Origin of the sequence: Micromonospora sp. NPDC020750, from assembly GCF_044334565.1 — a bacterium.
GTDB lineage: Bacteria > Actinomycetota > Actinomycetes > Mycobacteriales > Micromonosporaceae > Micromonospora.
Genome location: NZ_JBIRTH010000005.1, coordinates 398,124 through 422,675, shown reverse-complemented (window position 1 = coordinate 422,675; position 24,552 = coordinate 398,124). Strand labels below are relative to the sequence as shown.

Here is a 24,552-nt window from a genome sequence, read left to right as displayed (position 1 = left end):
AGATCGTTTCCGTTGCCGTTCCCCGAGATATAGGTTGCTGCCACTGTCTGACTACGGGGAGGCGTCAACCATGGCCGCGATACGGGAATCTCAGTTGGTCCCAGGACCTCGTCAAGCTGCCGCCGGGCGGGACGGAACTTCCTGGAGGGGGTTCCTCCGACTGGCCCGACTGCGCTTCCTGCTGTACAACGTCCTGCCGGTCGGCCTCGCCGTGGCGGTGTCGGTACACCAGGGCTACCCGCTCGATCTCACCTGGTACGTCGTCGCGCAACTGTTCGCGTGGACGGTCCACGTCATGACCCACTACTGCAACGAGTACTTCGACCTGGAGGCCGACCGGGCGAACGTCTACTTCACCCCGTGGACGGGCGGCAGCCGGGCGCTCGTGGACGGGTCCGTCGCACCCATCGTGTCGCTCGGCGCCGCGTTCGTACTGTTCAGCGCCTCGACGCTGATGGTGGCCGTCATGCCGTCCTGGCAGGCGCGCGTGCTCGCCACCGGGGCCGTGGTGCTGGCCTGGTTCTACACCGCGCCGCCGCTGCGGCTGAACTATCGGGGCGCGGGCGAGCTGACGGTTGCCGCGATCCTCAACGGCCTGTGGCCCGCCGTCGCGGCAGTGCTCCAGGCCGGCACCGTACCGATGCTGCTGCTGGCCGTGCTGGCGCCCACCGCGGTGCTGCAGGTGGCCCGGATGATGGTGATGAACCTGGGTGACCGCCGGTCGGATGCGATGGTCGGCAAGCGCACGCTGCCCGTCATCGTCGGTTACCAGCCGGCGGTGCACATGATCGTCGGCGCGCAGTTCGTCGCGTACGCGATGCTTACGGTCCTCGCGCTGCTCGGCTGGTTGCCGTGGCTGGTCTGGGCCGCGATGGCCGCCACCGCGCCGCTCTCGGTCTGGCTCGTCAGGCAGCTCCGGGGCGGCGCGATGCGTGACCTCGATCCCAGGAGTATGACACCGGTGGTGTTCTGGGCCTCGAACCACGTGTCCCTGATCGTCGCGGCGGCGATGCTGGGCGTGATCCTGGACGCGGCGCGCCGCTCCGCCGACGCCGGTGCGCTGGCGCTGCTCGGCGCGGTCCTCGCCGGCTACGGGTTGTTGTTCGCCCACCGGCTGTGGTTGGCCCGCAGGTCCTCGGGGCAGGGGCAGGCCCGCGCCTGAGCTGCCCTGGCCGGAGCGAAGAGCGGTGGGGGGCTGGTCGCTGGCCAGCCCTCCACCGTGCGGCCTTCGGTTCCCGTGCTGGCTATCCGCCGTACTCGACCGTCCAGTTCTTGCCGTCGAAGGTGGCGACGGCCTTGGTCGCCCCGTCCGGGAACTGCAACTGGTAGGGCCTGGTCAGAATGTCCTCGCTGACGACGGTGCCGGCCTCGTAACTGCCGAATGCCAGCCAGTAGGTCGGGGTGATCTCGAATTGGACCCCGGTGTCCGGCTGTGTCGATACCACGAACGTTCCCGCTCCCGACATCCCGATGCCGACGCTTCCCTGATCGGACGAATCCGGGCCGGGGACCGTGTCGTCCTCGTTGATGACAAGCGACCCGCTGGCGGCCCCTGAGGTCGGCTTGCCGAATTCAAAACCGTCCTTGATGTACGACAGGGGAACCGTGTTCGCGGTATCGAGATCGGCTGGAATGATCTGCCCCGCATCGTAGTTGACGCCGGGCTTGAGCGTTCCGGTCTGACCCCAGACGAAGTTGTAGTCCACCGTCCACGAGAACGTGACGCTGGTGCCCGCGTGGCACATCTTCGACAGCCAGGCCAGCGAGTGCACGTCCGACGGCTGGGTCGGCTGCTGCTGGAACACGATGGCGTTCTCGTCGTCGATCGCGGAGTTGTTGACGATCGTGACGCTGTACGACGTTGCGGCGAGACCGGTGGTGCTCCGACTTTCTGACGCCGCATTCGCCGTGGCTTGCGCCGAAGGCGTCACTGCCGCGCCCAGCAGGGTCACGCCCAGGGTCAGGCCCAAGGCAGCAAGCCCCTTCCGTCGGCTCACCGACGTTTTCTCCGTCATGCGTTTCTCCTGGAATTCCGGGCACCGAAAGGTGCGTTGGGAACGCAATCACTATCGCCGTAAGCGACTACTTGGAAGTTTCAAGGGGCGCTGGCTTGGATCCTAGGGGCGATTCATCGATGATCGCAAGGGCGCTCATCGCGTGAATCGAATGGCAGACCAATCATCGATAGATTGTCAACCATCGATCGATGTGGGCGGGGTGGATGTCGCCGTTCGCAACTCGCAGACAGCACCTCGCTCGGCGCAACGGTAGGTGTCGGGGCCCCGATCTCACCGCCGGGACCGAGCGCCGCAAGAAGGGCGGACGGCCGGCCACGTCGGTCGCGTCGTCTTCGGCGTCACGGCGTCACCGCGTCACCGCGTCACCACGGATCCGTCCGGGGTGACCAGCGCGTACCGCCCGGAGTCCCGCCGCAGGACGCCGCCGTCGACGAGGAGACGCCGCAGGTGGACGGCGTCGACCGCGCCACCCGCGCACCAGGGCCGCAGGCGATCGGTGACGTGGCGTTCGTCGTACCCGTCACCAGGGGCGAAGGACGTCTCCGCGACGTGCCGCAGCACGGTTCGGCGGGCGTCGGCGTCCTCCTCCGGCAGGTGCGCGAGGACGCCCCCGCGGACGAAGCCGCGCAGTTGCGGGTCGGGCTGCTCGGCGACGGCCTGCTCCTCCTGCCGGAGGGTGGCCACCGCCGCCACGGCGGCGAGGGTTTCCTCGTTCACCGCGAGGCGACCGGGCCCGTCGGGCCTGAGCAACCCGGTCCGGAGGAGCCTCCCGATGGCCGGGGCGGCCTCCGACGCATCGAGGCCGGAGGCGGCGAGGATCTCCGTGGGGGTGGCCCCACCCAGGTCGACCGCGCAGAACACCCGACGCGGGGCGGGCTCGGAGAACAGGAGGGTGAATTCCTCAGGGGTCATGAGACGGCTCGCGTCCTTTCAACTCAACGAGTGCCCGACGGCCTGATGCGCCGGGGCGCGTACCGACAGGGTCAGCGTTGCCGCCGTCGGAGCATGTTCTCCAGGTCGCTGGAGACCGAGTGCAGGTCGGTGCTGTCCGCGCCGAGCTTGCGGACGGCGGCCGTTGCGGCCTCCTCCGCCTTCCCGAAGACGACTGCCTCGCTGTCGTCGGGGGTGACGGGTACGAGGCAGCGGAAGGTGAAGACGCGCAGGGGCCGTTCGTAGGTCACCGTGCCCTCGTCGGTGAACCTGGCCGCGAAGAGGTCGTGCTCGTCGGCCTGGGCGAGCAGTGAGGCGCGTTGCTCCTCGGTGAGCGGGGCGAACTTGCCGCGGACGATGACCTTGTAGGTGTTGCTGCTCATGGCTGCGGGATCTCCACATCGGGGTGTAGGCGGTGGTGGCCCGGCCGCCCGGGACGGCCGGCGTGGGGCGTCGGGAGTCGCCGGGCGGGCCGGCGCGGCGCGTCTGCTCCCGGGTCGGCCGTGGCAGCGATGGCGGCCTCCTCGGATGCGCCCCAAATGCAGGATCGTATTCTAATGCAATACTGTATCTGAAATGCCGGTGACTGCTACGTTGTGCAAGTGCAAGAATCCGGCAGCGGCCGACGCCGGCCAGCGATCCCGAGGTGAGGTGCCCGGTGTCCACTGTCGACCCGGAACCGCCGGCCGGCTCCGACGAGCGCCCGCCGTCCTGTGGTGACATCGTCGGACTGCTCGCCGAGCCGGCGCGCCGTGCCGCGTTCGCCGCGCTCGTGCTCGGCGCGCGCACCGTGGGGTCGGTGGCGGAGCGGGCGGGCCTGACCCAGAAGGTCACGGCGAGCGCGCTGCGCAAGCTGGTGGACGGAGGGATCGCAGCCGAGGACCGCGCGACCCACTCGTACGCCCCGGTGGAGGACGCCTTCCGCCGCGCGGTCCAGGCCGAGATCCGGGTCGGCGGCCGAAGCGGCGGGCACGGCGCGGGCGCGTACTTCCGCCGTGGCCGGATCACCGCCATTCCCGGCGACGCCGAGATCCGCTCCCGGGTGCTGGCCGTGGTGGTCGACACCTTCACCCCCGGCGAGGTGTACCCCGAGACCCGGGTCAACGCCCTCTGCGCCGAGTGGTTCGACGACTGGGTGACCCTGCGCCGTGCCCTGGTGGACGAGGGCCTGCTCAAGCGCAACCATGCCGGCACCGCCTACGAGCGCGCCTGAGCCGAGCGGTCCTCGCGGCGGCGGTCGTCGGATGGGCGAGGGGTGTCGTTTCCCAAGCCGGGCGGGTCGGTGGGCTCGTTCGCGCCGGTCCGGGCCAGGGCGGTCCAGGACCTGATCAGGAGATCCACCGCGTCCATGACGTTTCCGGCGGTGTGGTCGTCGGGCGAGAGCGCGCGTTGGATGGACAGCCCGTCGTCCAGTGCGTGCACGATCAGGGCCAGCAGCTCCACCGGTGCGGGTGGCGTGACCGAGCGGGCGGCGAAGCCCTGCGCGAGCGCCTGGGTCATCGCCTCGCGGGAACGCCGCTCTCGATCGGCCAGCAGCGGCAGCATCTCCGGATCGCGCAGTCCGTAGAGCCAGAGTTCGGTACGCAGCGCCAGCCAGCTCGCGAAATTCTTGTCCCGCTCGCGGTGCCAGCCCCGCAGGTGCTCGATCGTCTCCTCGAACGAGCCCGCCCGCAGGCTGAGCGCCTGGACCTCCTTGAGCTCGTGCTCGGTCCGCTGTTCCAGCAGGGCCAGGACCAGCTCGTGCTTGCCGTCGAAGTTGCCGTAGAACGCGCCCCGGGTGTAGCCGGCACGCTCGACGATCTGTTCGACCGAGGTGCCGTTGACGCCGCACTCGGCGAACAGCTCCGCTGCTGCCTGCAGCAGCTCCTTGCGGGTGATCTCGCGACTTTCCTGCCGCGTCAGCCTCTTGTTGATGATGATCGACCCCTTCCGTGAACTCGGATACACTATCGTATGCCGATACGATTCAGTATGTGAGTCAGTGATCAGTGAGGGTGGATTCTGTTGCAGAGAGTAACGGGAACGCAGTACCTGACTCCCTTGCGGGAGGGCGGTTCCCTACCCGGGGTGGTGGAGGCGGACGACGACGGGACGTACGTCGTGAAGTTCCGCGGAGCGGGGCAGGGCAGCGCGGCCCTGGTGGCGGAGGTCGTCGTCGGTGAACTCGGCCGCCGGCTCGGCATCCGGGTGCCCGAGCTCGCCGTCATCGGCGTCGACCCGGAGGTGGCGCGCCGCGAGCCGGACCAGGAGGTTCAGGAATTGTTGCGGGCCAGCGCCGGGGAGAACCTCGGCATGGACTTCCTGCCGGGATCGGTGGGCTACGACGGTGTCGGGTGGGAGCCGCCGCCCGAGGAAGCCGCCCGGATCTACTGGCTGGACGCACTGACCGCCAACGTGGACCGCACCTGGTCCAACCCCAACCTGCTCATCTGGCATCGCCAGTTGTGGGCGATCGACCACGGCGCCGCGCTGCTGTTCCAGCACTCCTGGCCATCGGTCGCGGCCTGGGCCGACCGCCGGTACGACCTGTCCCAGCACGTGCTCGCGGACCTCGTGACGAAGCTGGGCCCGGTGGTCCTCGCGACGTTGGACGCCGAGCTGGCGGCGATCGTGACCGCCGAGCTCCTGGCGGAGGTCGTCGCCCTGGTGCCCGACAGCTTCCTGGTGAGCCTGAATTCCGTGACGGAGGACGCCGACCCGGCGGAGCTGCGGCAGCGATACGTCGAGTACCTGCTGGCCCGGCGGATGGGCGAGCGTGGCTGGTGGCCGACGGAGGCGATCGCGTGACCGCAGGCCCGATCCCCGCCCTGGGCTTCGACTACGCGTTGCTGCGGGCTGTTCCCCGGGTCGACCGCGGCGAGCAGGTGAATGTCGGGGCCCTGCTCTACTGCCCGGGTGCGGATTTCCTCGGTGCCGCCGTCCACGTGGACGTCGAACGGCTGCGCGCGCTGGACGTCGACGTCGACGTCGACATGGTCTCCGCGGCCCTCGACGCGATCCGCGCCGTGTGCGTGGGTGATCCCGGTGCGGGCCGCATCGCTGCCGGCACCCGGCGGGCACGGTTCGGCTGGCTCACCGCGCCGCGCAGCACGGTGATCCAGACCAGTCCGGTGCACGGTGGCCTCACCACGGATCCGGCCGCTGAACTCAAGCGGCTGATGGGTCGGCTGGTGCACTGACGGCACCGGCGGAAGGTGCGTCCACGATCACGACCTGCAACCGGCGGGGGACGTGCACCCTCGTTCACCGCCGGCAAGCTGGGCGAGTTCACCGCCGGCAAGGATGGCGTCGTCGTCCTCGGTGATCCGTTCACCTTCACCGCCGAGAACATCGACAGGCTGAACTTCTGACGGGACGGACGCCTGGGAGACGCGGATGTCCAGGGGCGGACGCTCAGGGTCACCGCCCGGCCTGACCGCGATGCGGTCGCTGCCGCGGGCCACCCGGCAGATCCGCCGGTACGAGCCGACCGGCGACGCCGGGGCCTGGTCGGCTGCCGCGACGAGGCTTGCGTCCGCAACCACCTGAGGGGTTCCCCGGTTCGGCGTGGATCCGGCCCGCAGACCAGCCCCTTGAGCAACTTATGTCCGAAATGCAGTAACATGGGGTAGGTTTGCGGTCCGGTCGAGGCGACGCCCCCGACGTGTGCGCCCCGGGGGTGCCGACGACAATGAGTAGCTCGCAACCCGCGCCGCCGTCACCGGACGACCCGGCCCGGCCAGGGCCGGAGGAGTCGTACCGCGAGTTCCGTCGCCCCATCGCGGTGCTGGCGCTCTGCACCGGCACCGCGGGCTTCCTGGACGCCTTCGCGTTCCTGCGCTACGGCACGTTCGTCGCCAACCAGTCCGGCAACCTCATCTTCCTCGGTATCGGTCCGGCCGGATGGCACCCGGCCTGGCCGGCCGCGGGCGCCTCGCTGGTCGCTTTCGCCGCTGCGGCCGGCGTGGTCTCCTGGATTCGTTCCCTGCCGGGCCGCTGGTCGCCAGCCCTACGCGGCCTGGCTGCCACGACGCTCGGCCTGTCGCTCTGGACGTTCCTCAACGTCCTGCTCCACCACGGCCAGGACGGCCCGGTGTCGCGGGCCGTCCTGGCCGCTGCCGGCGGACTCGCCACGGGCGCTTTCACGACGCTGTTCGTCCGCACGGCGGGGGTGACGACCACCATCACGTACCAGTCGGGCACGGTCGTCAAGACCGGTGGGCACATCGTCCGGTGGTTCGCCGCCTCCGGCACCGACCGAAACCGGGCCAGGCAGGCATCGCTGCTCGGGCTGCTCACGCTCGTCTGCTACTCCATCGGTGGCGGCATCGGGGCCGTGGCGCAGCAGCGACCCCACTGGGTGCCGGCCTGGGGGCTGCTCGCGCTGGTGCCGGTGGCGTTGCTGGTCCGCCGGGTCCGGGCCGGGACGTGAGAGCGGTGGACGCCGGCCCCCGCGTCCGCCCGCGCAGCCTCCGGGCACCGGCCTGTCGACCCGAACCGTTCAGTGCAGGTCCGTCGCGGGCCGGACGTCCTGCACGTAGCTCTCCGACCGGTCGGCGCCGTACCGGTTGAGCACGTCCAGCACCGCGGCCGTGGCTTCCTGCCCCACCAGCACCTCGACCCGTACCCGGTCGAGGAGATCCTGCTCCTGCCAGTAGCCCCGGGGCAGCGCCAGGGCGGCCGGCGTGGCGGTGGAGACCGTGGCGTCGGAGACCACGATCGAGCTGGCTCCCGCGCCGAGCAGGGTGTCTCGCAACTCCCGGGTGTCGGGCAGCAGAACCGGATCCAGCATCGCGATGACCAGCCTGTCCCGCTGGGCCGCCCCCCGGGTGGGCCGATCGCCGGACCGGCCCCGCCCGCGCCGGTTGCCGCGCTGGGTCGCCCCCGTTCCACTCAGTCCCGCGACGCTTCCGAGGTGGTACGCGTCGGTGTCCTGCTGGGTCCGGTCGAGGCTGTCCTGCGTGTCGGCCGGGGCGCGGAGCCCGACGACCGCCTGCACGGCGGCGGCGATCGCCCAGCTGAGCACGAAGGAGAAGACCACCACGGTCACCACGCCGACGATCTGGTGCCAGAGCAGGGACCCGCCGCCGCCGAAGAAGAGACCGTCCACGCCCAGCGGGTTGATGCCGTTGTCGCCGAAGAAGCCGAGCAGCAGCGAGCCGAGCATGCCGCCGACGAAGTGGACCGCGAGGACGTCCAGCGCGTCGTCGAGCCGGAACAGGTACTTCAGCCGGAGCGCGGTATGGCAGACGATGCCGGCGATGGTGCCGATGGCGATGGCGGAGAGCGTGTTGACGTAGCCGGCGGTGGGGGTGACCGTGGCCAGCCCCGCGACCGCACCGGTGACGCTGCCCACGACCGTGCAGTGGCCGTCCTTGAGCCGCTCCGCCACCAGCCAGACGAGCATGCCGGCCGCGGCGGCGACGTGGGTGTTGATCAGTGCCTGGGCGGCCACCCCGTTGGCCTGGAGCCCGTCGCCGGCGTTGAACCCGAACCAACCGAACCAGAGGATGCCCGCGCCGATGATGGTCAATGGAATCGAGTTGGGCGGGGCGGCGGTGTGTGGCCAGTTACGGCGGCGGCCGACGACCAGCAGTATCCCCAGGACCGCGGCTCCCGCCGAGGAGTGGACCACCATCCCGCCGGCCCAGTCCTGGGCACCGAACTTGGCCAACCAGCCGTCGGGGTGCCAGAGCCAGTGCGCGACGGGCGCGTAGACCACGATGGACCAGACCGCCAGGAACAACGCCCAGCCGGCGAGCTTCAGCCGGCCGGCCGTGGCCCCGGTGACGAGCGCGGGAGTGATCACCGCGAACATCATCTGGAAGGCGATGAACGCCAGGGTCGGAATGGTCACCTGGCCGGCGGCCACATGCAGGCTGGGTGCGGGCGGGACCTTGAGATCGGTCAGCCCGAGCAGCTCCAGGTTGCCGAAGAGGCCGGTGCCGGCGTCGTCGCCGAAGGCGATCGTGTACCCCACCAGCACCCAGGTCAGGCTGACGACCCCCAGCGCGATGATGTTCTGTTGCAGCATCGCGAGCACGTTGCGGGCGGGGACCATGCCACCGTAGAAGACGGCCAGCCCGGGGGTCATGAACAGCACCAGGCCGGCGCAGACCAGCACCCAGGCGGTGTCGCCCGGGTTCACCGCGTTCTGAGCGAGCACGGGACCTCACCTCTCCTTGTGCAAGGGTTGGATGGTGCGTTTCGCCGCGGAGTCGATGGTCTCCTTGACGCTGTCGTGGTTGGGCACCTGCCCGAAGTGCCGCTGGGGCAGCAACAACAGCCAGGTGGCGATGTTGAACGGCCCGGTCAGCACGGGAATGGCCAGCGGGGTGAGCACCGTCGCGAGAGCCACGTGCACGAAGAGCGTCAAGGCGATTCCGAAGAGGGTGTAGATCGTCACGAACACACCGGGACGGTGCAGCACCGCGCCCACCGCGATCGCCGTCAACACCGCGTTGAAGCCGTACAGCCCCTTGTCGATTGACAGCCCGTCGGCCCCGAACCAGAGCGCCAGCAGGGTCGCGCCGGCGCTGCCGACGACTGCGAACAGCGCCGACCAGCGAGAGTTGATCAGCAGGGCGACCAGGATGATCAGCCCGCTGACCCAACTGTTGGTCAAATACACCTGGGAGATCCCACGGAACAGGGTCGGGATGAGGTCCCAGTCGAAACGGCCGCCGGCCAGCGGCCCCTCGCCGGGGAACTTCGGCTTCAGGCCGGTCAGGACGGTGAACCGGTTGAACTGGTACGCGCCCATCAACAGCACCCAGGTGGTCAGCACGAACGGGAAGGTGAACGCGGTCAGCCCCCAGGTCTTGAAGACCCTGTTCAGGGCCAGGGTGACCACGGTGGTGGCCGCGGCGCCGAGCACCAGGTAGAGCCACATCAACGGCCGGTCGTCGAGGAACGTCGGGACGGCGATCCCGGTCAGCAGCGGGCTGAAGCCGAACAGTCCCTTCCGAAACGAGGGCCGGTCCACCTTGAGCACGATGGCGGTGGCCGTGCCCACGACGAGACCGAGGACCGCCCCGCCGATGATCCGGGGCTGCCCGTTCTCGATCGCACCCCAGGCGATCGCGACGAGGATGAGCAGGCCGGAGAGCGGATTGTTCTGGAAGACGACCTGCGCGGCGCCGCGCAGACACGCGTCGACGAACTCGATCAGCGGATTGCGGTCGCTCAGACCGTTCCAGCCCCGCACGACCTGGGTCATGTCCCTCTCCTTCGCCTCGTCATCGCCAGCTGAATGCCGGCGGAAAGGTCCGGCCCGTCACCTCTTCGCGGGCGGCCACGCAGAAGGCGCGTACCGCGGCGCGAACCGGCTCCGTCTCCTGCCCGAGGACCTTGAAGATGAGCCCGGCGTCGTTCGGCAGCCGGCTGACCGCGCTGGCCAGCGGCGTCTCGGTGTCCCAGACCGGCGTCGCGGTTCGGTCGAAGACCCGCGCGGCCCGCTCGGGGCTGGTGAGCAGCACGACGTTGCCGAAGATGTGGAAGTGGTCCATGACCCCGGTCCGGGCCACCTCGAACCGTCCGGGGCTGACCACGAACTTCTCGACGAACAACTGCCGACCGTCGGGCCGCTCCGCGCGCAGCGTGGAGGAGAAGAGGTCGTAGGCGAAGAGTTCGCCGTCGCGGTAGTACTTCCGGCCCGGTTGCAGCACCTCGGCGTAGAGCATGGTGGCGCTCTCGGGGAGCCGCACCCGGCTGTCGGTGACGAACCGGCTGCCCCGATAGGGGATCACGGGTTCCGGAAGGTATTCGAGGTACGCGTCGTCGGCGAGGGTGAAGGTTTGGATCTGGGTGCCGTAGTTCGCGTCCATTTCCTGGATCTTGGTGGCGGCCTGGGTGACCAGGTGGGCCTGGCTGCCCGGCGCCATGTCGACGTCGATCCGCAGGCGGTCGCCCTGGAGCACGCCCCCGGAGGTGGTGAGGATCATGACGCAGGGGAGCCCCGGCATCTCCTCGTCCCAGTAGAGCGCCCGCTGCACCAGCAACGGCGACTGCCGGTAGAGGTCGTCCAGGATCGTCCGGTCGCCGCGTCGCTCGAAACCCATCCGCAGCACGCCGACCTTGCCGTTGGACGCGGCGGGCAACTGGGCGGGTTGGTCCTGGTACGGCTCCAGTTCCCGGACGGTGTCCAGTGAGATCATGCGACCACTTCGGCGTCGAACAGCGCGTTGCGGCGGACCAGTGAGACCAGTTCGTCGATGCCGTCACCCGTCTTGCAGTTGGTGAAGACGACCGGCTTTCCGTTGCGCATCAGATCCGCGTCGTGCGCCATGACGTCGAGGTCGGCGTCCACGTACGGTGCGAGGTCGGTCTTGTTGATCACGAGGATGTCGGACTTGGAGATCCCCGGGCCGTTCTTGCGCGGGATCTTGTCGCCGGCGGCGACGTCGATCACGTAGATGAAGTAGTCCACCAGGGCCGGGCTGAAGGTGAGCGTGAGATTGTCCCCGCCGCTCTCGATCAGCACCACGTCGCTGTCGGGGAAGCGGGCCTCCATGTCCTCCACGGCGGCCAGGTTCATGCTGGGGTCCTCGCGGACGGCGGTGTGCGGGCACGCCCCGGTCTCCACCCCGATGATCCGCTCCTCGACCAGGACCCCGGTCAGCGCGCGTCGCACGTGCTTCGCGTCCTCCGTGGTGACCACGTCGTTGGTGATGACCAGAATCCGCAGTCCGTTCTCCACGAGGCGGGGCACGACGGCTTCGATGATCGCGGTCTTACCGCTGCCCACCGGGCCGCCCACTCCGATACGACTTGCCGACTTCATGACGTGACCTCTGCTTCTGGAAGGTTTCACCAAATTCGGGACCTGCTGATGCCGGAATCTCTCCGGGGTGATCCGGAGGCCCGACGGGTTGGGCCAGGGGCGCTCAACTCATGAACATCCGTACGTGTGCGTGCTGGTGCGCGGCGGCCAGAACGTCGATATGGGGAGCGAAGTTCTGCATGTCGTCGAGGCTCGCCGTGCGCACCTCGCGGTAGTCGTCGGGGACCTTCTCGTTGACCGCGTAGAGGATCGACTGCGCGTCGAGGTGGTCGACCCGCATCAGCCGGAGCGCCGCGCCGAGCACCATCGAGGCCGCGCCGTACTGGTGGGCTGCGAAGGCGTCCTCCTCGCTCACCCCGAGTTCGGCGAAGAGCACGCCGAGCGCGACCGGATAGGTCACCGGCACCCCGTTCGCCGACTCGCTGATCCGCTTCTTGAGCAGCGACTCCCCGACGATCAGGGTCGATGCCTCGGCAAGCTTCCGTCCCATGCGTACGGACATGGTCCGCATCTCTTCGTTGATCTTGCGCAGGCAGACGGCCTCGTCGGCGTGCCGGATCCGGTCGAGGTCGCCGGCAGCGGCGCCGCGGTGCCCGGCGAGCAACGCGACGCCGTCCCCCGTGGCGGCGAGCCGGGTGACCGTCCGGACGAAGTCCTGCAGGGTCCTCCGGTCATGGACGACGCCGTGCTGAACGGCCATCTCCAGCCCGTTGGAGAAGGAGAAGGCACCGACCGGGAAGACCGAGTCGCCGAACTGCAACAGTTTCAGTGTCTCGACCATCGCGCGCACCGGCCGGCCCCCTCAGTTCAGGTTGGCGGGGAGGTGGGTGTGCGGCGTGGAGTCCGCGCCACCGAACAACCGCCGCGACTCGTGCGGCGCGAGGTAGGCGATGATCTCGGTGCCGGGGACGAACTCGTGGGTGATCCCGGTGAAGGCGTGGGTCCGCATCACGGAGTCCATGACCTTGCGGTCCACGGTGAGCGGGACGTACATCTTCGCGCCCTTGACCACGGCCGGCCAGTGCTGGTTGCCGATCGCGTGGCCGAGTTCGACGGCCGAGCGGATCACCAGGTCAGGTGATTCCCCGTGCAGCCCGTCGAGGTGCACGACCATCACGTCGCCGAGCCTGACCCGGGCCACCACCGCCGTGGCGGTCAGATCGTCCCAGGCCAGGATGTCCCCGTCGCGCAGCCGGACGCCACGGTTGAGCGAGACCGCCAGCTCGGCGCCGGAAGTGGTCGCCTTGCGCAGCCGGCTCTTCTGGGCGTCCCACTGGTCGAGCACGAGATCGTCGACCCGTGCCTCCTTCAGCCGGGCGATCCAGCTCGGCTCGCTCACATTGCCCAGCACCGTTTCGATGAGCACTGGTTTCTCCTTTCACGCGGGTGTGCCGGAACCGGGCACGATCGGGAAGACGTCCTGCCGGGTGTCAGCTGAAGAAATAGAGCTGACTCATAGGGAGATTCCTGGCCGGCGGCACGGTCGCGTGCACGCCGTCCATCTTCACCGCGAAGGTCTCCGGGTCCACCTCGAGCTTCGGCATCCTGTCGTTGCGGACCATGTCCCGCTTGGTCAGGCCCCGCGTCCGGTAGACCGGGAGGATCTGCCGTTGCAGGCCGAGCTGCTCGCCGATCCCGTTCTCGTGGGCGGCGCGGGACACGAAGGTCACGCAGCTCTTGGCGAGCTGGCTGCCGAAGGCGCCGAACATCGGGCGGTAGTAGACGGGCTGCGGTGTCGGCAGCGAGGCGTTCGGGTCGCCCATGATCGACCAGGCGATCAGCCCGCCCTTGAGGACGAGCTTCGGCTTCGTGCCGAAGAAGGCCGGCTCCCAGAGCACCAGGTCGGCCATCTTGCCCGGGGTCACCGACCCGAGCATGTGCGAGATGCCCTGGGTGATGGCCGGGTTGATGGTCATCTTGGCGACGTAGCGCAGCACCCGGAAGTTGTCGTTGGCGGCCGAGTCCTCGGCGAGCTTGCCGCGAACGGTCTTCATCTGCCCGGCGAGCTGGATGGTCCGCAGCCAGGTCTCGCCGACCCGTCCCATGGCCTGCGAGTCGCTCTGCATCATCGAGATGACGCCCTCGTCCAGCAGCACGTCCTCGGCCGCGATGGTCTCCGTGCGGATCCGGCTCTCGACGAAGGCGACGTCCGAGGGGACCGCCGGGTTGAAGTTGTGGCAGACCATGATCATGTCGTAGAGCTCGGACTGGCTGTTGATGCCGTAGGGGACCGTCGGGGTGGTCGAGCTCGGCAACACGTTCGGCTGGCCGGCGATCTTGATGATGTCCGGCGCGTGCCCACCACCGGCGCCCTCGGTGTGGAAGGTGTGGATGGTCCGGCCCTCGAGCGCGGCGATGCTGTCCTCGATGTAGCCGCTCTCGTTGAGGGTGTCGGTGTGGATGCTGACCTGCACGTCGTACTCGTCGGCGACGGCCAGGCAGGACCGGATCACGGCGGGCGGCGCACCCCAGTCCTCGTGGATCTTGAAGCTGGGCGCGCCGGCCATGATCTGCTCCACCAGGGGCGCGCGGCCGCTGCTGTTGCCCTTGGCCATGATGCCGATGTTGATCGGGATGGTCTCGAAGGACCGCATCATCGCCTGGATGTTCCACGGGCCGGGGGTGATGGTCACGCCGTTGGTGCTGTCGGTGGGCCCGGTGCCGCCGCCCCACAGCGTCGTCACACCGTTGCTGAGCGCCGCGTACGCCTGTTGCGGCGCCACCAGGTGCACGTGCGCGTCGATGCCGCCGGCGGTCAGGATGAGGTGCTCGCCGGAGATGGCGTCGGTGCCCGGTCCGGTCACCAGTTCGGGGGTGACCCCGTCCATCACGCGCGGGTTGCCCGCCTTGCCGATGCCGGCGATCTTGCCGTCCTTGACGCCGACGTCCGCCTTGACCACTCCGAGCGTCGCGTCGACGATGGTCACGTTCGTGATGACGAGGTCGAGGGCGCCGGCGGCGTTGGTGTACTGATTGTCGACGCCCATGCCGTCGCGCAGTGTCTTGCCGCCGCCGTACATGACCTCGTCGCCGAGGACGCGGAGGTCCTTCTCGATCTCGATGTGGAGGTCGGTGTCTCCCAGTCTGATCTGGTCGCCCGTCGTGGGGCCGTACATTCCGGCATATTCTTTGCGTGAAATCTGGCTCATCGAAGTCTCTCCCGTGCCCGAGGTCGGACAGCCCGCGAAATAGTGGAACTACTGTTTCTTGCTCTTGGTGTCTTCCTGGTTTTCCGGGCTGGTTTTGAAACCCCGGGTCTTGGCGTTGTGGATCGCCTCGGACCGGTCGGGACGGTAGCCGGGGATGGGGCCGGAGCCGGTCCAGCCCTGGACCAATCCGTTGAACCCGTAGACCCGTTGTGTGCCACCGAAGGGAATGAGCTGTACCGTCTTCTTGTCGCCCGGCTCGAAGCGGATCGACGTCGTCGCCGGGATGTTCAACCGCTTGCCGAAGGCCGCTTCGCGGTCGAACGCCAGCATGCGGTTGGCCTCGAAGAAGTGAAAGTGCGAGCCGACCTGGATCGGTCGGTCGCCGGTGTTGTGCACGACGAGTTCGGAGACCGGTCGACCCGCGTTGAGCTCCAGCGGTTGGTCGCTGAGCAGGTAGCCGCCGATGGGTCGAAGGTGCTTCGAGTTAGGGCCGGGATGTTGCTTGGCCATTTCGCCCCCGCTTTCCTGGAGAACACGTCTCCGCTTGTACCCCTATCGGATGGGTGAGTGGACGGTGACCAGGCGCGAGCCGTCGGTGAAGACCGCCTCCACCTGGATCATGGGCAGCATTTCCCCCACTCCGGGCATCACGTCGTCCGCACTGAGGACGTTGCGCGTGTCATTCATGACCTCTTCGACGGTCTTGCCGTCGCGGGCCCCCTCCATTGCGGCGGCGCAAATCACCGCGACGGCCTCGGGATGGTTGAGCTTCACTCCTCTGGCCCGTCGGGCATTGGCCACCACCGCCATGGAGAGAATGGTGAGCTTGTCGAATTCCTTCGGTGTCAGATGCACTGTCCTGATCCTTCGCGACTGTCGATCGAGAGAGCCGCCAGTCAGTCCGGGTAGGCGCGGCGGCCGGCCTGACGCGGCGGCGGACACCTCGGGCGAGACTGGGGGTATTTACCCGTTACGACTGGTTTGTCCCGGTCGCTTAACGGAGGCTATCAGTAGCCCTCGGTGTTTGTGGCTGGAGTCGAAACCTCGCAGCGGGCGAACATCGGCAGCGGCAACCCGGGCAGCCAGCGGGACGGTGCGACGCACCGCAGAAGGCACGATCGCCCTTCCCGTACCGATCAGGTCGGTGGTGGCCAGGAGCGCCGGAGGCACCCGGACAGCGGTCCCTGTCGGGCCGGCGCGGCGCTCGTGGGCGCCCTCCTCGCCTGCCGCCGCCAGCGGCGGAGCGGCCGCTACTGTCGATCCAGCGGTGCTTTGTCACGATCGGGAGTGGGGTCGATCGTGGTCCTGAAGGTGGAGGTGTCTCCGGCCCACGGGCCGGAGACACCTTGCGTCCGAGGTCGCCGAGCGGGGGGCGCCGCGGGGCGCCCACCGGTCGTCGGCGACGGGCCCGTGACGCCCGGTGAGCGTCCCGGAGTCACGGGCCGCAGTAGAGCAGACGGTTCGGGGTGCCGGCGACGACGCCGGTGACGACGCCGGCGGTCGCCCGGCCGACCAGGTAGCTGGCGACCTGGGCCGGGGTCCAGCCCGGGTTGGCCGACAGGGCCAGCGCGGCGCAGCCGGCCACGTGGGCCGAGGCCGCCGAGCCGCCGCTGATCGTGGCGGTCGCGGCGTCGCCGGTGTGCCACGTGGACGGGATGTTCGCCCCCGGGGCGAACAGGTCGATGCAGGCGCCGTAGTTGCCGTTCGGCATCCGGGCGTCGGTGGACGAGGTGCCCACCACGGTCAGCGCGGCCGGCACCCGGCCGGGCGAGTTGTTGCAGGCGTTCCCGCCCGAGCTGCCCCCGGCGGTGACGTAGGTGATCCCCCGATTGATCGAGTTGGTCACCGCCGTGTCCAGGGTGGTGGTGGCCGGGCCGCCGATGGCCAGCTCCACCACCGCAGGCCGGAGGGCGTTCGCCGTGATCCAGTCGATCCCGGCGATCACCGTGGCGGTGGTGCCGCTGCCGGTGCAGTTGAGCACCCGGACCGGGTGGATCCGGACCTCCTTGGCCACCCCGTAGCGGGTGCCGCCGATCGTGCCGGCCAGGTGGGTGCCATGGCCGTTGCAGTCGTCCGCGGGAAGGGCGCCGTCGACGAGGTCGATCCCGCCGCTGACCCGGCCGGCGAAGTCCGTGTGGGTGGCCCGGACACCGGTGTCGGCGACGTACACGTGCACGTTGTGCGCGGTGTTCGGGTAGGCGTACCGGCCGTCGAGCGGAAGGTTCCGCTGATCGATCCGGTCCAGTCCCCATGACGGCGGGTTGGTCTGCACGCCGGGGCCGATCAGCGGCGTGACCCGGTTCTGCTCGACGTACGACACCGCCGGGTCGGCGGCGAGGTGGCGAGCGGCCCGCTCCGTGAGTCGTACCTCGAATCCGGCCACGGCGCTGCCGTAGACGTGGCCGACGGTGCCCCCGTAGCGGGCCCGCAGCCGGTCGGCCGCTCTGGCGACCTCAGCGGCGGCGGCGCCCACCGACGTCCGGACCGGGGCCTCCCGGAGCACGACGAGGTAGCTGCCCGGCACGGCGTCGGCGGTGCCGGCGTAGCGGATGGTTCCCTCGGCGGCGGTCCCGGCGGCTGCCTGTCCACCCGGGAGCAGCGCGGCGCTCAGTGCGGTCGTCAGGGCGAAGGCGAGCGCCCGACCCCGCACGCGTGAACTGGTCATCGCTTCTCCTCACCGGATGGGACCGGCCCCAGGGCGGGACCGCCTCGGAGCCGGTGGGGCGACGGTGCTGATCAGAAGGGGGAGCCAGGTGCGGCAGGTGCGTCGGCGAACCCGTTCCCGGGTTGGTGATCATGCCGGTCGTGGCTTGGCTGACCAGACACGAGTGTACTGATTGAAATGAATCGATGGTAGGCGTTGAGGGGTTGGACGACGGTGGCGGGCCGTGGCGAGCGGTTCGAGCTGTCCACGACCGGTCCCGATGACGTGCTCGGGGCGGGCGTGGAGGCCGCCGACATTCGGCGACTGGTCTAAAGTCGGGTAAGCTGCACGTATGGCCGGTCTTGATCATCAAAACGCGGCCAAGTGGTACCACCAGGTGCTCCTTGAGGGCTTACGCCCTGCCGCTCCCCGCTGAGGGACGTCGACGAAAGCTGAAGGAAACGGACCACAGGCTGCCCTCATGCCGGATGAGGCGTACGGTTGCCATGTCGTCCGGGTCCCCGGTGGCCCCGCCAATTCCGCCGCCGCCAACCCCTGACGGGCAGTGAGCAACGCTCAGCTCCGTCGCGACAGCGACGGCACCCTGACTGCCGGCCCCTCGGTCAACCTGGAGATTCGCGGGCCCGCAGAGCCGGGGCCCGGCACCTGCACACCGCTACCTCCTCCGAGCCGGGAGGAGGCCACACCCGTACCCACGGTTCAACAGAGGGAGCGCAGACGATGAGGATCGCACGGCACCGGATTGTCGACGCCCTTCGCGGGCGGGACCAGCACGCCAGAGCCGACTGGGTCGAGCGTGAGCTGCCGGAGTGGGTGGACCCCGCCAAGCACACCGGGCTGCTCTCGACGCTGCATCTCGATCCGGCCGACCTCGTCGAGGCGTTATCCCCGTGAGGGTGGCTCTGCTCGGACCGGTTGCGTGGCGGACACCGCCGCACCACTACGGCCCTTGGGAGCAGGTGACGGGCCTGCTGGCCGAAGGGCTGACCACCCGAGGGGTGGACGTGACACTCTTCGCGACGTTGGACTCGGTCACCTCCGCCGCCCTCGATGGCGTCTGCCCGCGGGGGTACGCCGACGAGCCGTCGATGGACGGGCGGGTGTGGGAGGCGATGCACGTCTCGCACGCGTTCGCCCGCTCGGCGGAGTTCGACCTGGTGCACAACCACCTCGACTGGCTGCCGCTGGCCTTCGCCGAGCACTGCCGCGCCCCGTTGCTCACCACCGTCCACGGCTTCTCCGGCGCCGGCATCCTGCCCGCGTACGCCAAGGCCCGGTCGTCCTACGTGTCGATCTCCGACGCCGACCGGGTCACCGGGCTCGACTACGTCGCCACGGTGCACCACGGCGTGGACATGACCGGGCTGCCGTTCACCCCGGAGGCCGGCCCCGGCCTGGTCGCCTTCGGGCGGATCCACCCCGACAAGGGCACCCACACCGCCATCGAGATCGCCCGGCTCGCCGGTCGGCCCCTGACGATCTGCGGCATCGTGCAGGACGAGCGGTACTTCACCGAGATGGTGGCGCCGCACATCGACGGCGAACGGGTCATCTTCCTCGGCTCGGTGGGCCCCCGACGGCGCGCGGAAATCCTGGGCGCCAGCGCCGCCCTGTTGCACCCGATCGCCTTCGACGAGCCGTTCGGCCTGTCGGTGGTGGAGTCGATGGCGTGCGGCACGCCGGTCGTCGCGTACGCGCGCGGATCCATGTCGGAAGTCGTCGACGAGGGGGTGACCGGCCTGCTCGTGAACACCGTCGAGCAGGCCGTCGACGCCGTCGCCACGGTCGCGAAGATCGACCGGGCCGGGTGCCGGGAGCGGGCGCGGCAGCGCTTCGACGCGGACCGGATGGTCGACGACTACCTCGCGGTCTACGACGACCTCATCGGCCGTCCACACCGCTGAACCCGCGCAACGACCGACGACCCCTGACGAACCGGACCCCGCACCCGCGGCGGCCGGACCCGGGCCCCTTGCGCCGGCCACGACGCCGTCCGCGTGCGCTGTCACCCGCGCGGGGCACGCCCCCTGTTCCTCGGGCGGCGGCCCACAACCGAAAGGCCCAAGCCATGCCCAGCTACGGTTTTCTCAGCACCCACCCACCGACCCGGTGCGGACTGGCCAGCTTCAACTCCCTCCTGGCCGCACACCTGACCGCCGGCGGTGCCCACGGGGGCGTCGTACGGCTCACCGACAGGGGTGACGACCAGCGTGCCCTGCCCGACGTCGTGCACACCTGGGCGGCGGACGCCCCGGCGGGCTGGCGGCAGGCCGCCGCCGCCCTGAACGCCTTCGACGTGGCGATCGTCCAGCACGAGTACGGGATCTACCCCGGCGCCGACGGCCGGGAGGTTCTGCCGCTGCTGCGCCAACTCACCGTGCCGAGCATCGTGGTCCTGCACACCGTGCTCAGCAACCCCACCGCCGGGCAGAAGTCCCTGCTGGAGCAGATCGTCGCCGAGGCCGGGGCGGTCGTCACGATGACCGAAACGGCCCGCGACCGGCTTCTCGTCGGTTACCGCGTGGAACCGGCGAAGGTCACGGTCATCCCGCACGGCGCCGACGACCACGCCGGCCTCTCCGCCCCACGCCGTACCCGTCCGCACCTGCTCACCTGGGGGCTGCTCGGCCCCGGCAAGGGCATCGAGTGGTCGTTGCGGGCCCTCGCCCGGTTGCAGGACCTCGACCCGACCCCCACCTTCACCGTCGCCGGCCGGACCCACCCGAAGGTGATCGAGCACCATGGGGAGGCGTACCGGGCGGGACTGCACCAGCTCGGTGCGCAGCTGGGTGTCGCCCACACCGTGGACTACCAGTCGGAGTACCACGACCCGGCCGCGCTCGGCGCGCTGATCCGCTCCGCCGACGTGGTCCTGCTGCCGTACGACTCCCGTGAGCAGGTCACCTCCGGGGTCCTCGTCGAAGCGGTGGCCGCCGGGGTTCCCGTCGTGGCCACGCCGTTCCCGCACGCCGTCGAGTTGCTCACCCACGGGCCCGGCCTGCTCGTACCCCATGGCAATCCAGTGGCGCTGGCCAAGGCGATCCGGCGGATCCTGACCGAGCCCGGCCTGGCCGCCCGGCTGGCCGGCCGCGTCCGGCCGGCGGCTGCGGAGCTGCGCTGGCCGGCCGTGGCGGCCCGGTACGACGCCCTCGCGGAACGGCTCACCACCGCCCGCCCGCCGGTGGTCAGCGCGGCGGCGGCGTGACCCTGCCCGCAGGCCGTCCCGCCACGACGGCCGGCAGCCCGCCGCCCGATTACCGCCTGAGCGCGCCCGCGCCGAGCTTCGCTCATCTGGCCCGGTTGAGCGACGACACCGGCCTGTTCGAGCACGCCCGGCACGCCATCGTCCGCCGGGAACACGGCTACTGCACCGACGACGTCGCCCGGGGTCTGCTCGTCACGAGCCGGGAGCCGGAGCCGACCGGCGCGGTGCTCCGGCTCGCGGAGTGCTACCTCGCCTTCCTGACCCACGCGCAGGACGCCCGTGGCGCCTTCCACAACCGGCTCGGTCACGACCGGCGCTGGGCCGACCGGCCCGGGCTCGGCGACTGGTGGGGACGGGCCCTGTGGGGCCTGGGTACCGCCGCCGCCCGCAGCCCCGCGGCCTGGATCCGGGAGGAGGCGCTCGTCGCCTTCAGCGCGGGGGCCGTGCGGCGCAGCCCCGCCCCGCACGCGATGGCCTTCGCCGGGCTCGGCGCCGTCGAGGTGCTGCGCCGTCACCCCACCCATGCCGCCGCGGCAGCGCTGCTGGCCGACGCGGCAGCCGCGATCGGCACCCCGTCGGCGGAGCCGGGATGGCCCTGGCCCCAGCCGCGCCTGACCTACGCCAGCGCGGCCCTCGCGGAGGTCGTCATCGCCGCCAGCCAACTGCGCCACGACGGCCCCCTGCTCGACGGCGGCCTGCGGATGCTGGCCTGGCTGCGCGACGTCCAACTGCGCGACGGGCGGCTGTCGGTCGTACCGGCCGCGGGTTGGGAGCGGGGTGCGGCGCGGCTCCGCCACGACCAGCAGCCGATCGAGGTGGCCGCCTTCGCCGATGCCTGCGCCACGGCCGGCACGGTCACCGGCGACCCTGTCTGGGACGGCGGGGTGCGGCAGGCTGTGGGCTGGTTCCTCGGCGACAACGACGTCGGCACGCCGATGTGGGATCCGGCCACCGGTGGAGGCTACGACGGGTTGACCCCGCACGGACCCAACCTCAACCAGGGTGCCGAGTCCACCCTCGCGCTGATCTCCACCCTGCAGCACGCACGGCGGTGGTCGTGACCCGGAACCTGGCCGTCCGGCAGAACCTCACCCTGAGTCCGGACCCCAGCCGGGTCATCGTCAAGCTCTTCGTGCCCGGCGAGGACGCCGCCGTGGCCCGCACCCGCGCGCAGGCGCTCATCGACCGCGTCGCCCACCTCGACGACGAGGAGACCGGCCGGCTGCTGCGGGACACCCTCCACCGATTCGGTGGCCGGCACCGGGACCTGGCCGGCACGTTCCAGCACCACTACGACCTCGTCCGGCACCGGGCCCCCCGGGCCCGGGACCTTTCCCCCACCACCCGTCTCCTGGTCGGCGCCTACTTCACCCACGAGTACGCGGTCGAGTCCGCCGCGCTGTGCAACCCGTCGATGGTGGTCCACCCCGACCAGGACGGCCTGGAACCGGGACAACAGCGGGTCGCGATCAGTCTGCGCCAGATCGGCGAGGGACACCTGTCCTCGATCGGGTTCGCCAGCGCCGTGTTCGGACCCGACGGCCGTCTCGCCGTCGCCGGCCGCCCCGGCCCGCTCGTCGTCGGGCAGCAGATCGCCGTACGGCACCGCCGGGACCTGCTCGCCGCCGGCTTGGCCGAGGACGACTGCGACAACGAGGTCTCCGCCACCGTGCTGGACTCCCTGCCCGAAAGCTACGACGAGGCCACCTTCGAGCGGACCCTCGCCGGCCTCCCGCCCGACCTGCTCTCCCGCGGCAGCGCGCCGCACACCGTCGAACAGGTGCGACGCACCAACGCCGCCAGCTACGCCGTGACCTTCCCCGCCGACACCAGCCTGCATCAACGGGTGCTCTGGCCGGCCACCCCGGCGGAGAGCAACGGCATGGAGGACGCCCGGTTCGTCAGGTTCACCGACGAGTCCGGACCGGTGTACCGGGCCACCTACACCGCGTACGACGGCCGGCGCATCGCCACCCGGGCGCTGGCCAGCCCCGACCTGCGGCGCTTCGAGATCACCCCGATGCGCGGCCCGGGCGCCCGCAACAAGGGCGTCGCGCTGTTCCCCCGTACCGTCGGCGGTCGCCACCTCGCCCTGTGCCGCGCCGACGGCGAGACCATCGGGCTGACCTGCCTGGACGGCGACAGCCGGTGGCAGGCGCCGGTGCAGCTGCACGCCCCCGGCCGCAGCTGGGAACTGATCCAGGTCGGCAACTGCGGGTCACCCATCGAAACCGACGCCGGGTGGCTCGTACTCACCCACGGTGTCGGCCCGATGCGCCGGTACGCCATCGGCGCGCTCCTGCTCGACCTGAACCGACCGGAACGGGTCCTCGCCGAGCTCCCCGGCGCGCTCCTGGCGCCGGACGAGGCCGAACGCGACGGGTATGTGCCCAACGTCGTCTACTCCTGCGGTGGGCTCGTCCACTCCGGCCTGCTGTGGCTGCCGTACGGGGCCAGCGACGCCCGGGTCGGTTTCGCCACCGTGCCGGTGGACACGCTCATCGCGGCGATGGTCGAACTCCCACCACCGCCCGGCGGACGGCGGGGGAGTTCCGCTCGGTAGCCGCCCGGAGGCGGCGCCCACGCGTAGTGGCCGCAGCGGCGGCGAGGTGCGTCTACGGGGTACGCGATCCGACGTCGCGCAGGTGGCGCAGTGCCTCCGCCCAGGAGCGGCCCAGGGTGGTTTCGTGGTAGGCGATGTCGTGTTCGGCGCAGAACCGGATGATCAACGGCCGGGCGCGGCGAAGGTTGGGGCACGGCATGCTCGGGAACAGGTGATGCTCGATCTGGTAGTTCAGGCCGCCGAGCAGGGTGTCGAGGAACGCCCCGCCGCGCACGTTGCGGGAGGTGAGGACCTGCCGCCGCAGGTAGTCGAGGTTGTCCCCGGCGCTCAGGATCGGCATGCCCTTGTGGTTCGGGGCGAAGGAGCAGCCGAGGTAGAGGCCGAGCACGCCCTGGTTGACGAGGACGAATGCGACCGCCTGTGCCGGGCTCAGGACCACGAAGACGGCGGCGAGGTAGCCGACGAGGTGCAGGGCCAGCAGCCCGGCTTCGACAGGTCGACGCGCGGTGCGGCGCCGGCCGAAGACCGCCCGGACGCTGGCGGCGTGCAGGTGCAGGCCTTCCAGCAGGAGCAGCGGGAAGAACAGGTACGCCTGGTGCCGGACGAACAGTGCGCCGAGGCCGCGCCGTCGCCGGGCCTGGCCGCTGGTGAAGGACAACACCGCCATGCTGATGTCGGGATCTCTGCCCTCGGTGTTGGGGTGGGCGTGGTGCCGGTTGTGCTTGTCCACCCACCAGCCGTAGCTGATCCCGGTCAGGAGGTTGCCGTGCAGGATGCCGATCAGGTCGTTCATCCGGCGCGAGCTGGCTATCTGCCGGTGCCCGGCGTCGTGGCCGATGAAACCGGCCTGCGCGAAGACCACCGCGAGGGCCACCGCGACGCCCAGTTGCCACCACGATTCACCCAACCAGCCGAACAGCGCCCACAGCCCGGCGAAGGAACCGACGACGAGACCGATGCGTACCGCGTAGTAGCCTCGCCGCCGGTCGAGTAGACCCTCCGCGCGAACCTGCCGGGACAGGTCGGCGTAATCGCTGCCCCGCTGACGGTCGGTGCCGAGGCCGGTGTCGCTCATGATGGCTGCTCCCGCTGGTCCTGTCAGCCGGCCGGCTCAGCGGCGTCGGCCCGACCGACCGGTCAGGCGGGCCACCAACTGTTGAAGCTTCTGCTGAGTGCCGGGTTTGGCCGCCTGGTGGCGGCCACGCCGCATCAAATCACGCCCTCTGGGGCTGTTGAGCAGATCCTTGATCCGTCGGCTCAT

Annotated in this window: 25 protein-coding genes and 1 pseudogene; 11 read left to right on the top strand and 15 right to left on the bottom strand. The window is 70.2% G+C overall.

What is annotated here, in order from left to right; all coding sequences use genetic code 11:
* Positions 1-217 precede the first annotated feature (217 nt).
* Entirely contained in the window at positions 218-1,162 is a 945-nt protein-coding gene (locus ACH4T9_RS18340; protein WP_396672250.1) for a prenyltransferase, read from the top strand.
* Positions 1,163-1,244: 82 nt separating this feature from the next.
* On the opposite strand, the gene ACH4T9_RS18335 is transcribed toward ACH4T9_RS18340, so the two are convergent.
* From ACH4T9_RS18335 to ACH4T9_RS18325, 3 genes are all read right to left on the bottom strand, one after another.
* Positions 1,245-2,015 (bottom strand): hypothetical protein, encoded by a 771-nt coding sequence (locus ACH4T9_RS18335; RefSeq protein ID WP_396672251.1) that lies wholly within the window; start codon positions 2,013-2,015, stop codon positions 1,245-1,247.
* A gap of 357 nt (positions 2,016-2,372) precedes the next feature.
* Complete coding sequence (locus ACH4T9_RS18330; protein ID WP_396672252.1) at positions 2,373-2,930, bottom strand: DUF2087 domain-containing protein; 558 nt, start codon at positions 2,928-2,930, stop codon at positions 2,373-2,375.
* A 71-nt stretch (positions 2,931-3,001) separates the two neighbouring features.
* On the bottom strand, positions 3,002-3,331 hold the full coding sequence (locus ACH4T9_RS18325) for a DUF6204 family protein (protein WP_396672253.1): 330 nt from the start codon (positions 3,329-3,331) through the stop codon (positions 3,002-3,004).
* 275 nt (positions 3,332-3,606) lie between these two features.
* Between ACH4T9_RS18325 and ACH4T9_RS18320 the strand changes: the two genes are divergently transcribed.
* Entirely contained in the window at positions 3,607-4,161 is a 555-nt protein-coding gene (locus tag ACH4T9_RS18320; RefSeq protein WP_396672254.1) for a DUF2087 domain-containing protein, read from the top strand.
* On the opposite strand, the gene ACH4T9_RS18315 is transcribed toward ACH4T9_RS18320, so the two are convergent.
* Positions 4,146-4,895: a TetR/AcrR family transcriptional regulator gene (locus ACH4T9_RS18315; protein WP_396672255.1), complete on the bottom strand. Its 750-nt coding sequence runs from the start codon at positions 4,893-4,895 to the stop codon at positions 4,146-4,148. The genes ACH4T9_RS18320 and ACH4T9_RS18315 overlap by 16 nt on opposite strands.
* A 57-nt stretch (positions 4,896-4,952) precedes the next feature.
* Here ACH4T9_RS18315 and ACH4T9_RS18310 point away from each other — a divergent pair, with 57 nt between their 5' ends.
* From ACH4T9_RS18310 to ACH4T9_RS18295, 4 genes are all read left to right on the top strand, one after another.
* Entirely contained in the window at positions 4,953-5,735 is a 783-nt protein-coding gene (locus tag ACH4T9_RS18310; protein ID WP_396686839.1) for a HipA family kinase, read from the top strand.
* Entirely contained in the window at positions 5,732-6,127 is a 396-nt protein-coding gene (locus ACH4T9_RS18305; protein ID WP_396672256.1) for a DUF3037 domain-containing protein, read from the top strand. Before ACH4T9_RS18310 ends, ACH4T9_RS18305 begins: the two co-directional genes overlap by 4 nt.
* Positions 6,128-6,142: 15 nt before the next feature.
* Positions 6,143-6,298, top strand: a complete 156-nt coding sequence (locus ACH4T9_RS18300; RefSeq protein ID WP_396672257.1) for a hypothetical protein — start codon at positions 6,143-6,145, stop codon at positions 6,296-6,298.
* Between the two features lie 320 nt (positions 6,299-6,618).
* Positions 6,619-7,359, top strand: coding sequence for a DUF1275 family protein (locus tag ACH4T9_RS18295; RefSeq protein ID WP_396672258.1), 741 nt, complete (start codon positions 6,619-6,621; stop codon positions 7,357-7,359).
* 69 nt (positions 7,360-7,428) lie between these two features.
* On the opposite strand, the gene ACH4T9_RS18290 is transcribed toward ACH4T9_RS18295, so the two are convergent.
* From ACH4T9_RS18290 to ACH4T9_RS18245, 10 genes and pseudogenes are all read right to left on the bottom strand, one after another.
* Positions 7,429-9,093 (bottom strand): ammonium transporter, encoded by a 1,665-nt coding sequence (locus ACH4T9_RS18290; RefSeq protein ID WP_396672259.1) that lies wholly within the window; start codon positions 9,091-9,093, stop codon positions 7,429-7,431.
* Between the two features lie 6 nt (positions 9,094-9,099).
* Positions 9,100-10,146 carry an urea transporter gene (yut, locus tag ACH4T9_RS18285; protein ID WP_396672260.1) on the bottom strand — a complete coding sequence of 349 codons (1,047 nt, stop codon included), beginning with the start codon at positions 10,144-10,146 and terminating at the stop codon, positions 9,100-9,102.
* 19 nt (positions 10,147-10,165) lie between these two features.
* Positions 10,166-11,083, bottom strand: a complete 918-nt coding sequence (locus ACH4T9_RS18280) for an urease accessory protein UreD (protein WP_396672261.1) — start codon at positions 11,081-11,083, stop codon at positions 10,166-10,168.
* Positions 11,080-11,709: an urease accessory protein UreG gene (gene ureG, locus ACH4T9_RS18275; RefSeq protein WP_396672262.1), complete on the bottom strand. Its 630-nt coding sequence runs from the start codon at positions 11,707-11,709 to the stop codon at positions 11,080-11,082. The genes ACH4T9_RS18280 and ureG overlap by 4 nt, the downstream gene beginning before the upstream one ends.
* A gap of 103 nt (positions 11,710-11,812) precedes the next feature.
* A complete protein-coding gene (locus tag ACH4T9_RS18270; RefSeq protein ID WP_396672263.1) occupies positions 11,813-12,490 on the bottom strand; it encodes an urease accessory protein UreF in 678 nt (225 codons plus the stop codon).
* Positions 12,491-12,511: 21 nt separating this feature from the next.
* Positions 12,512-13,075, bottom strand: a complete 564-nt coding sequence (gene ureE / locus ACH4T9_RS18265; RefSeq protein WP_396672264.1) for an urease accessory protein UreE — start codon at positions 13,073-13,075, stop codon at positions 12,512-12,514.
* 64 nt (positions 13,076-13,139) lie between these two features.
* Positions 13,140-14,858 (bottom strand): urease subunit alpha, encoded by a 1,719-nt coding sequence (locus tag ACH4T9_RS18260; protein WP_396672265.1) that lies wholly within the window; start codon positions 14,856-14,858, stop codon positions 13,140-13,142.
* Between the two features lie 174 nt (positions 14,859-15,032).
* Positions 15,033-15,368: pseudogene (locus tag ACH4T9_RS18255) on the bottom strand (urease subunit beta); the annotation flags it as partial.
* A gap of 42 nt (positions 15,369-15,410) precedes the next feature.
* Entirely contained in the window at positions 15,411-15,713 is a 303-nt protein-coding gene (locus ACH4T9_RS18250) for an urease subunit gamma (RefSeq protein ID WP_396672266.1), read from the bottom strand.
* Positions 15,714-16,293: 580 nt separating this feature from the next.
* Positions 16,294-17,523, bottom strand: coding sequence for a S8 family serine peptidase (locus tag ACH4T9_RS18245; protein WP_396672267.1), 1,230 nt, complete (start codon positions 17,521-17,523; stop codon positions 16,294-16,296).
* A 720-nt stretch (positions 17,524-18,243) separates the two neighbouring features.
* Between ACH4T9_RS18245 and ACH4T9_RS18240 the strand changes: the two genes are divergently transcribed.
* The 5 genes from ACH4T9_RS18240 (at position 18,244) to ACH4T9_RS18220 (ending at position 23,291) form a co-directional block, all read left to right on the top strand.
* Positions 18,244-18,417 carry a hypothetical protein gene (locus ACH4T9_RS18240; protein WP_396672268.1) on the top strand — a complete coding sequence of 58 codons (174 nt, stop codon included), beginning with the start codon at positions 18,244-18,246 and terminating at the stop codon, positions 18,415-18,417.
* Positions 18,414-19,427 carry a glycosyltransferase family 4 protein gene (locus tag ACH4T9_RS18235; RefSeq protein ID WP_396672269.1) on the top strand — a complete coding sequence of 338 codons (1,014 nt, stop codon included), beginning with the start codon at positions 18,414-18,416 and terminating at the stop codon, positions 19,425-19,427. Before ACH4T9_RS18240 ends, ACH4T9_RS18235 begins: the two co-directional genes overlap by 4 nt.
* A 164-nt stretch (positions 19,428-19,591) precedes the next feature.
* On the top strand, positions 19,592-20,728 hold the full coding sequence (locus ACH4T9_RS18230) for a glycosyltransferase (RefSeq protein WP_396672270.1): 1,137 nt from the start codon (positions 19,592-19,594) through the stop codon (positions 20,726-20,728).
* Positions 20,729-20,823: 95 nt separating this feature from the next.
* Positions 20,824-21,789: a glycosyltransferase gene (locus ACH4T9_RS18225; protein ID WP_396672271.1), complete on the top strand. Its 966-nt coding sequence runs from the start codon at positions 20,824-20,826 to the stop codon at positions 21,787-21,789.
* Complete coding sequence (locus tag ACH4T9_RS18220; protein ID WP_396672272.1) at positions 21,786-23,291, top strand: glycoside hydrolase family 130 protein; 1,506 nt, start codon at positions 21,786-21,788, stop codon at positions 23,289-23,291. Before ACH4T9_RS18225 ends, ACH4T9_RS18220 begins: the two co-directional genes overlap by 4 nt.
* Before the next feature lie 52 nt (positions 23,292-23,343).
* On the opposite strand, the gene ACH4T9_RS18215 is transcribed toward ACH4T9_RS18220, so the two are convergent.
* Complete coding sequence (locus ACH4T9_RS18215) at positions 23,344-24,366, bottom strand: fatty acid desaturase family protein (RefSeq protein WP_396672273.1); 1,023 nt, start codon at positions 24,364-24,366, stop codon at positions 23,344-23,346.
* Between the last annotated feature and the right edge of the window lie 186 nt (positions 24,367-24,552).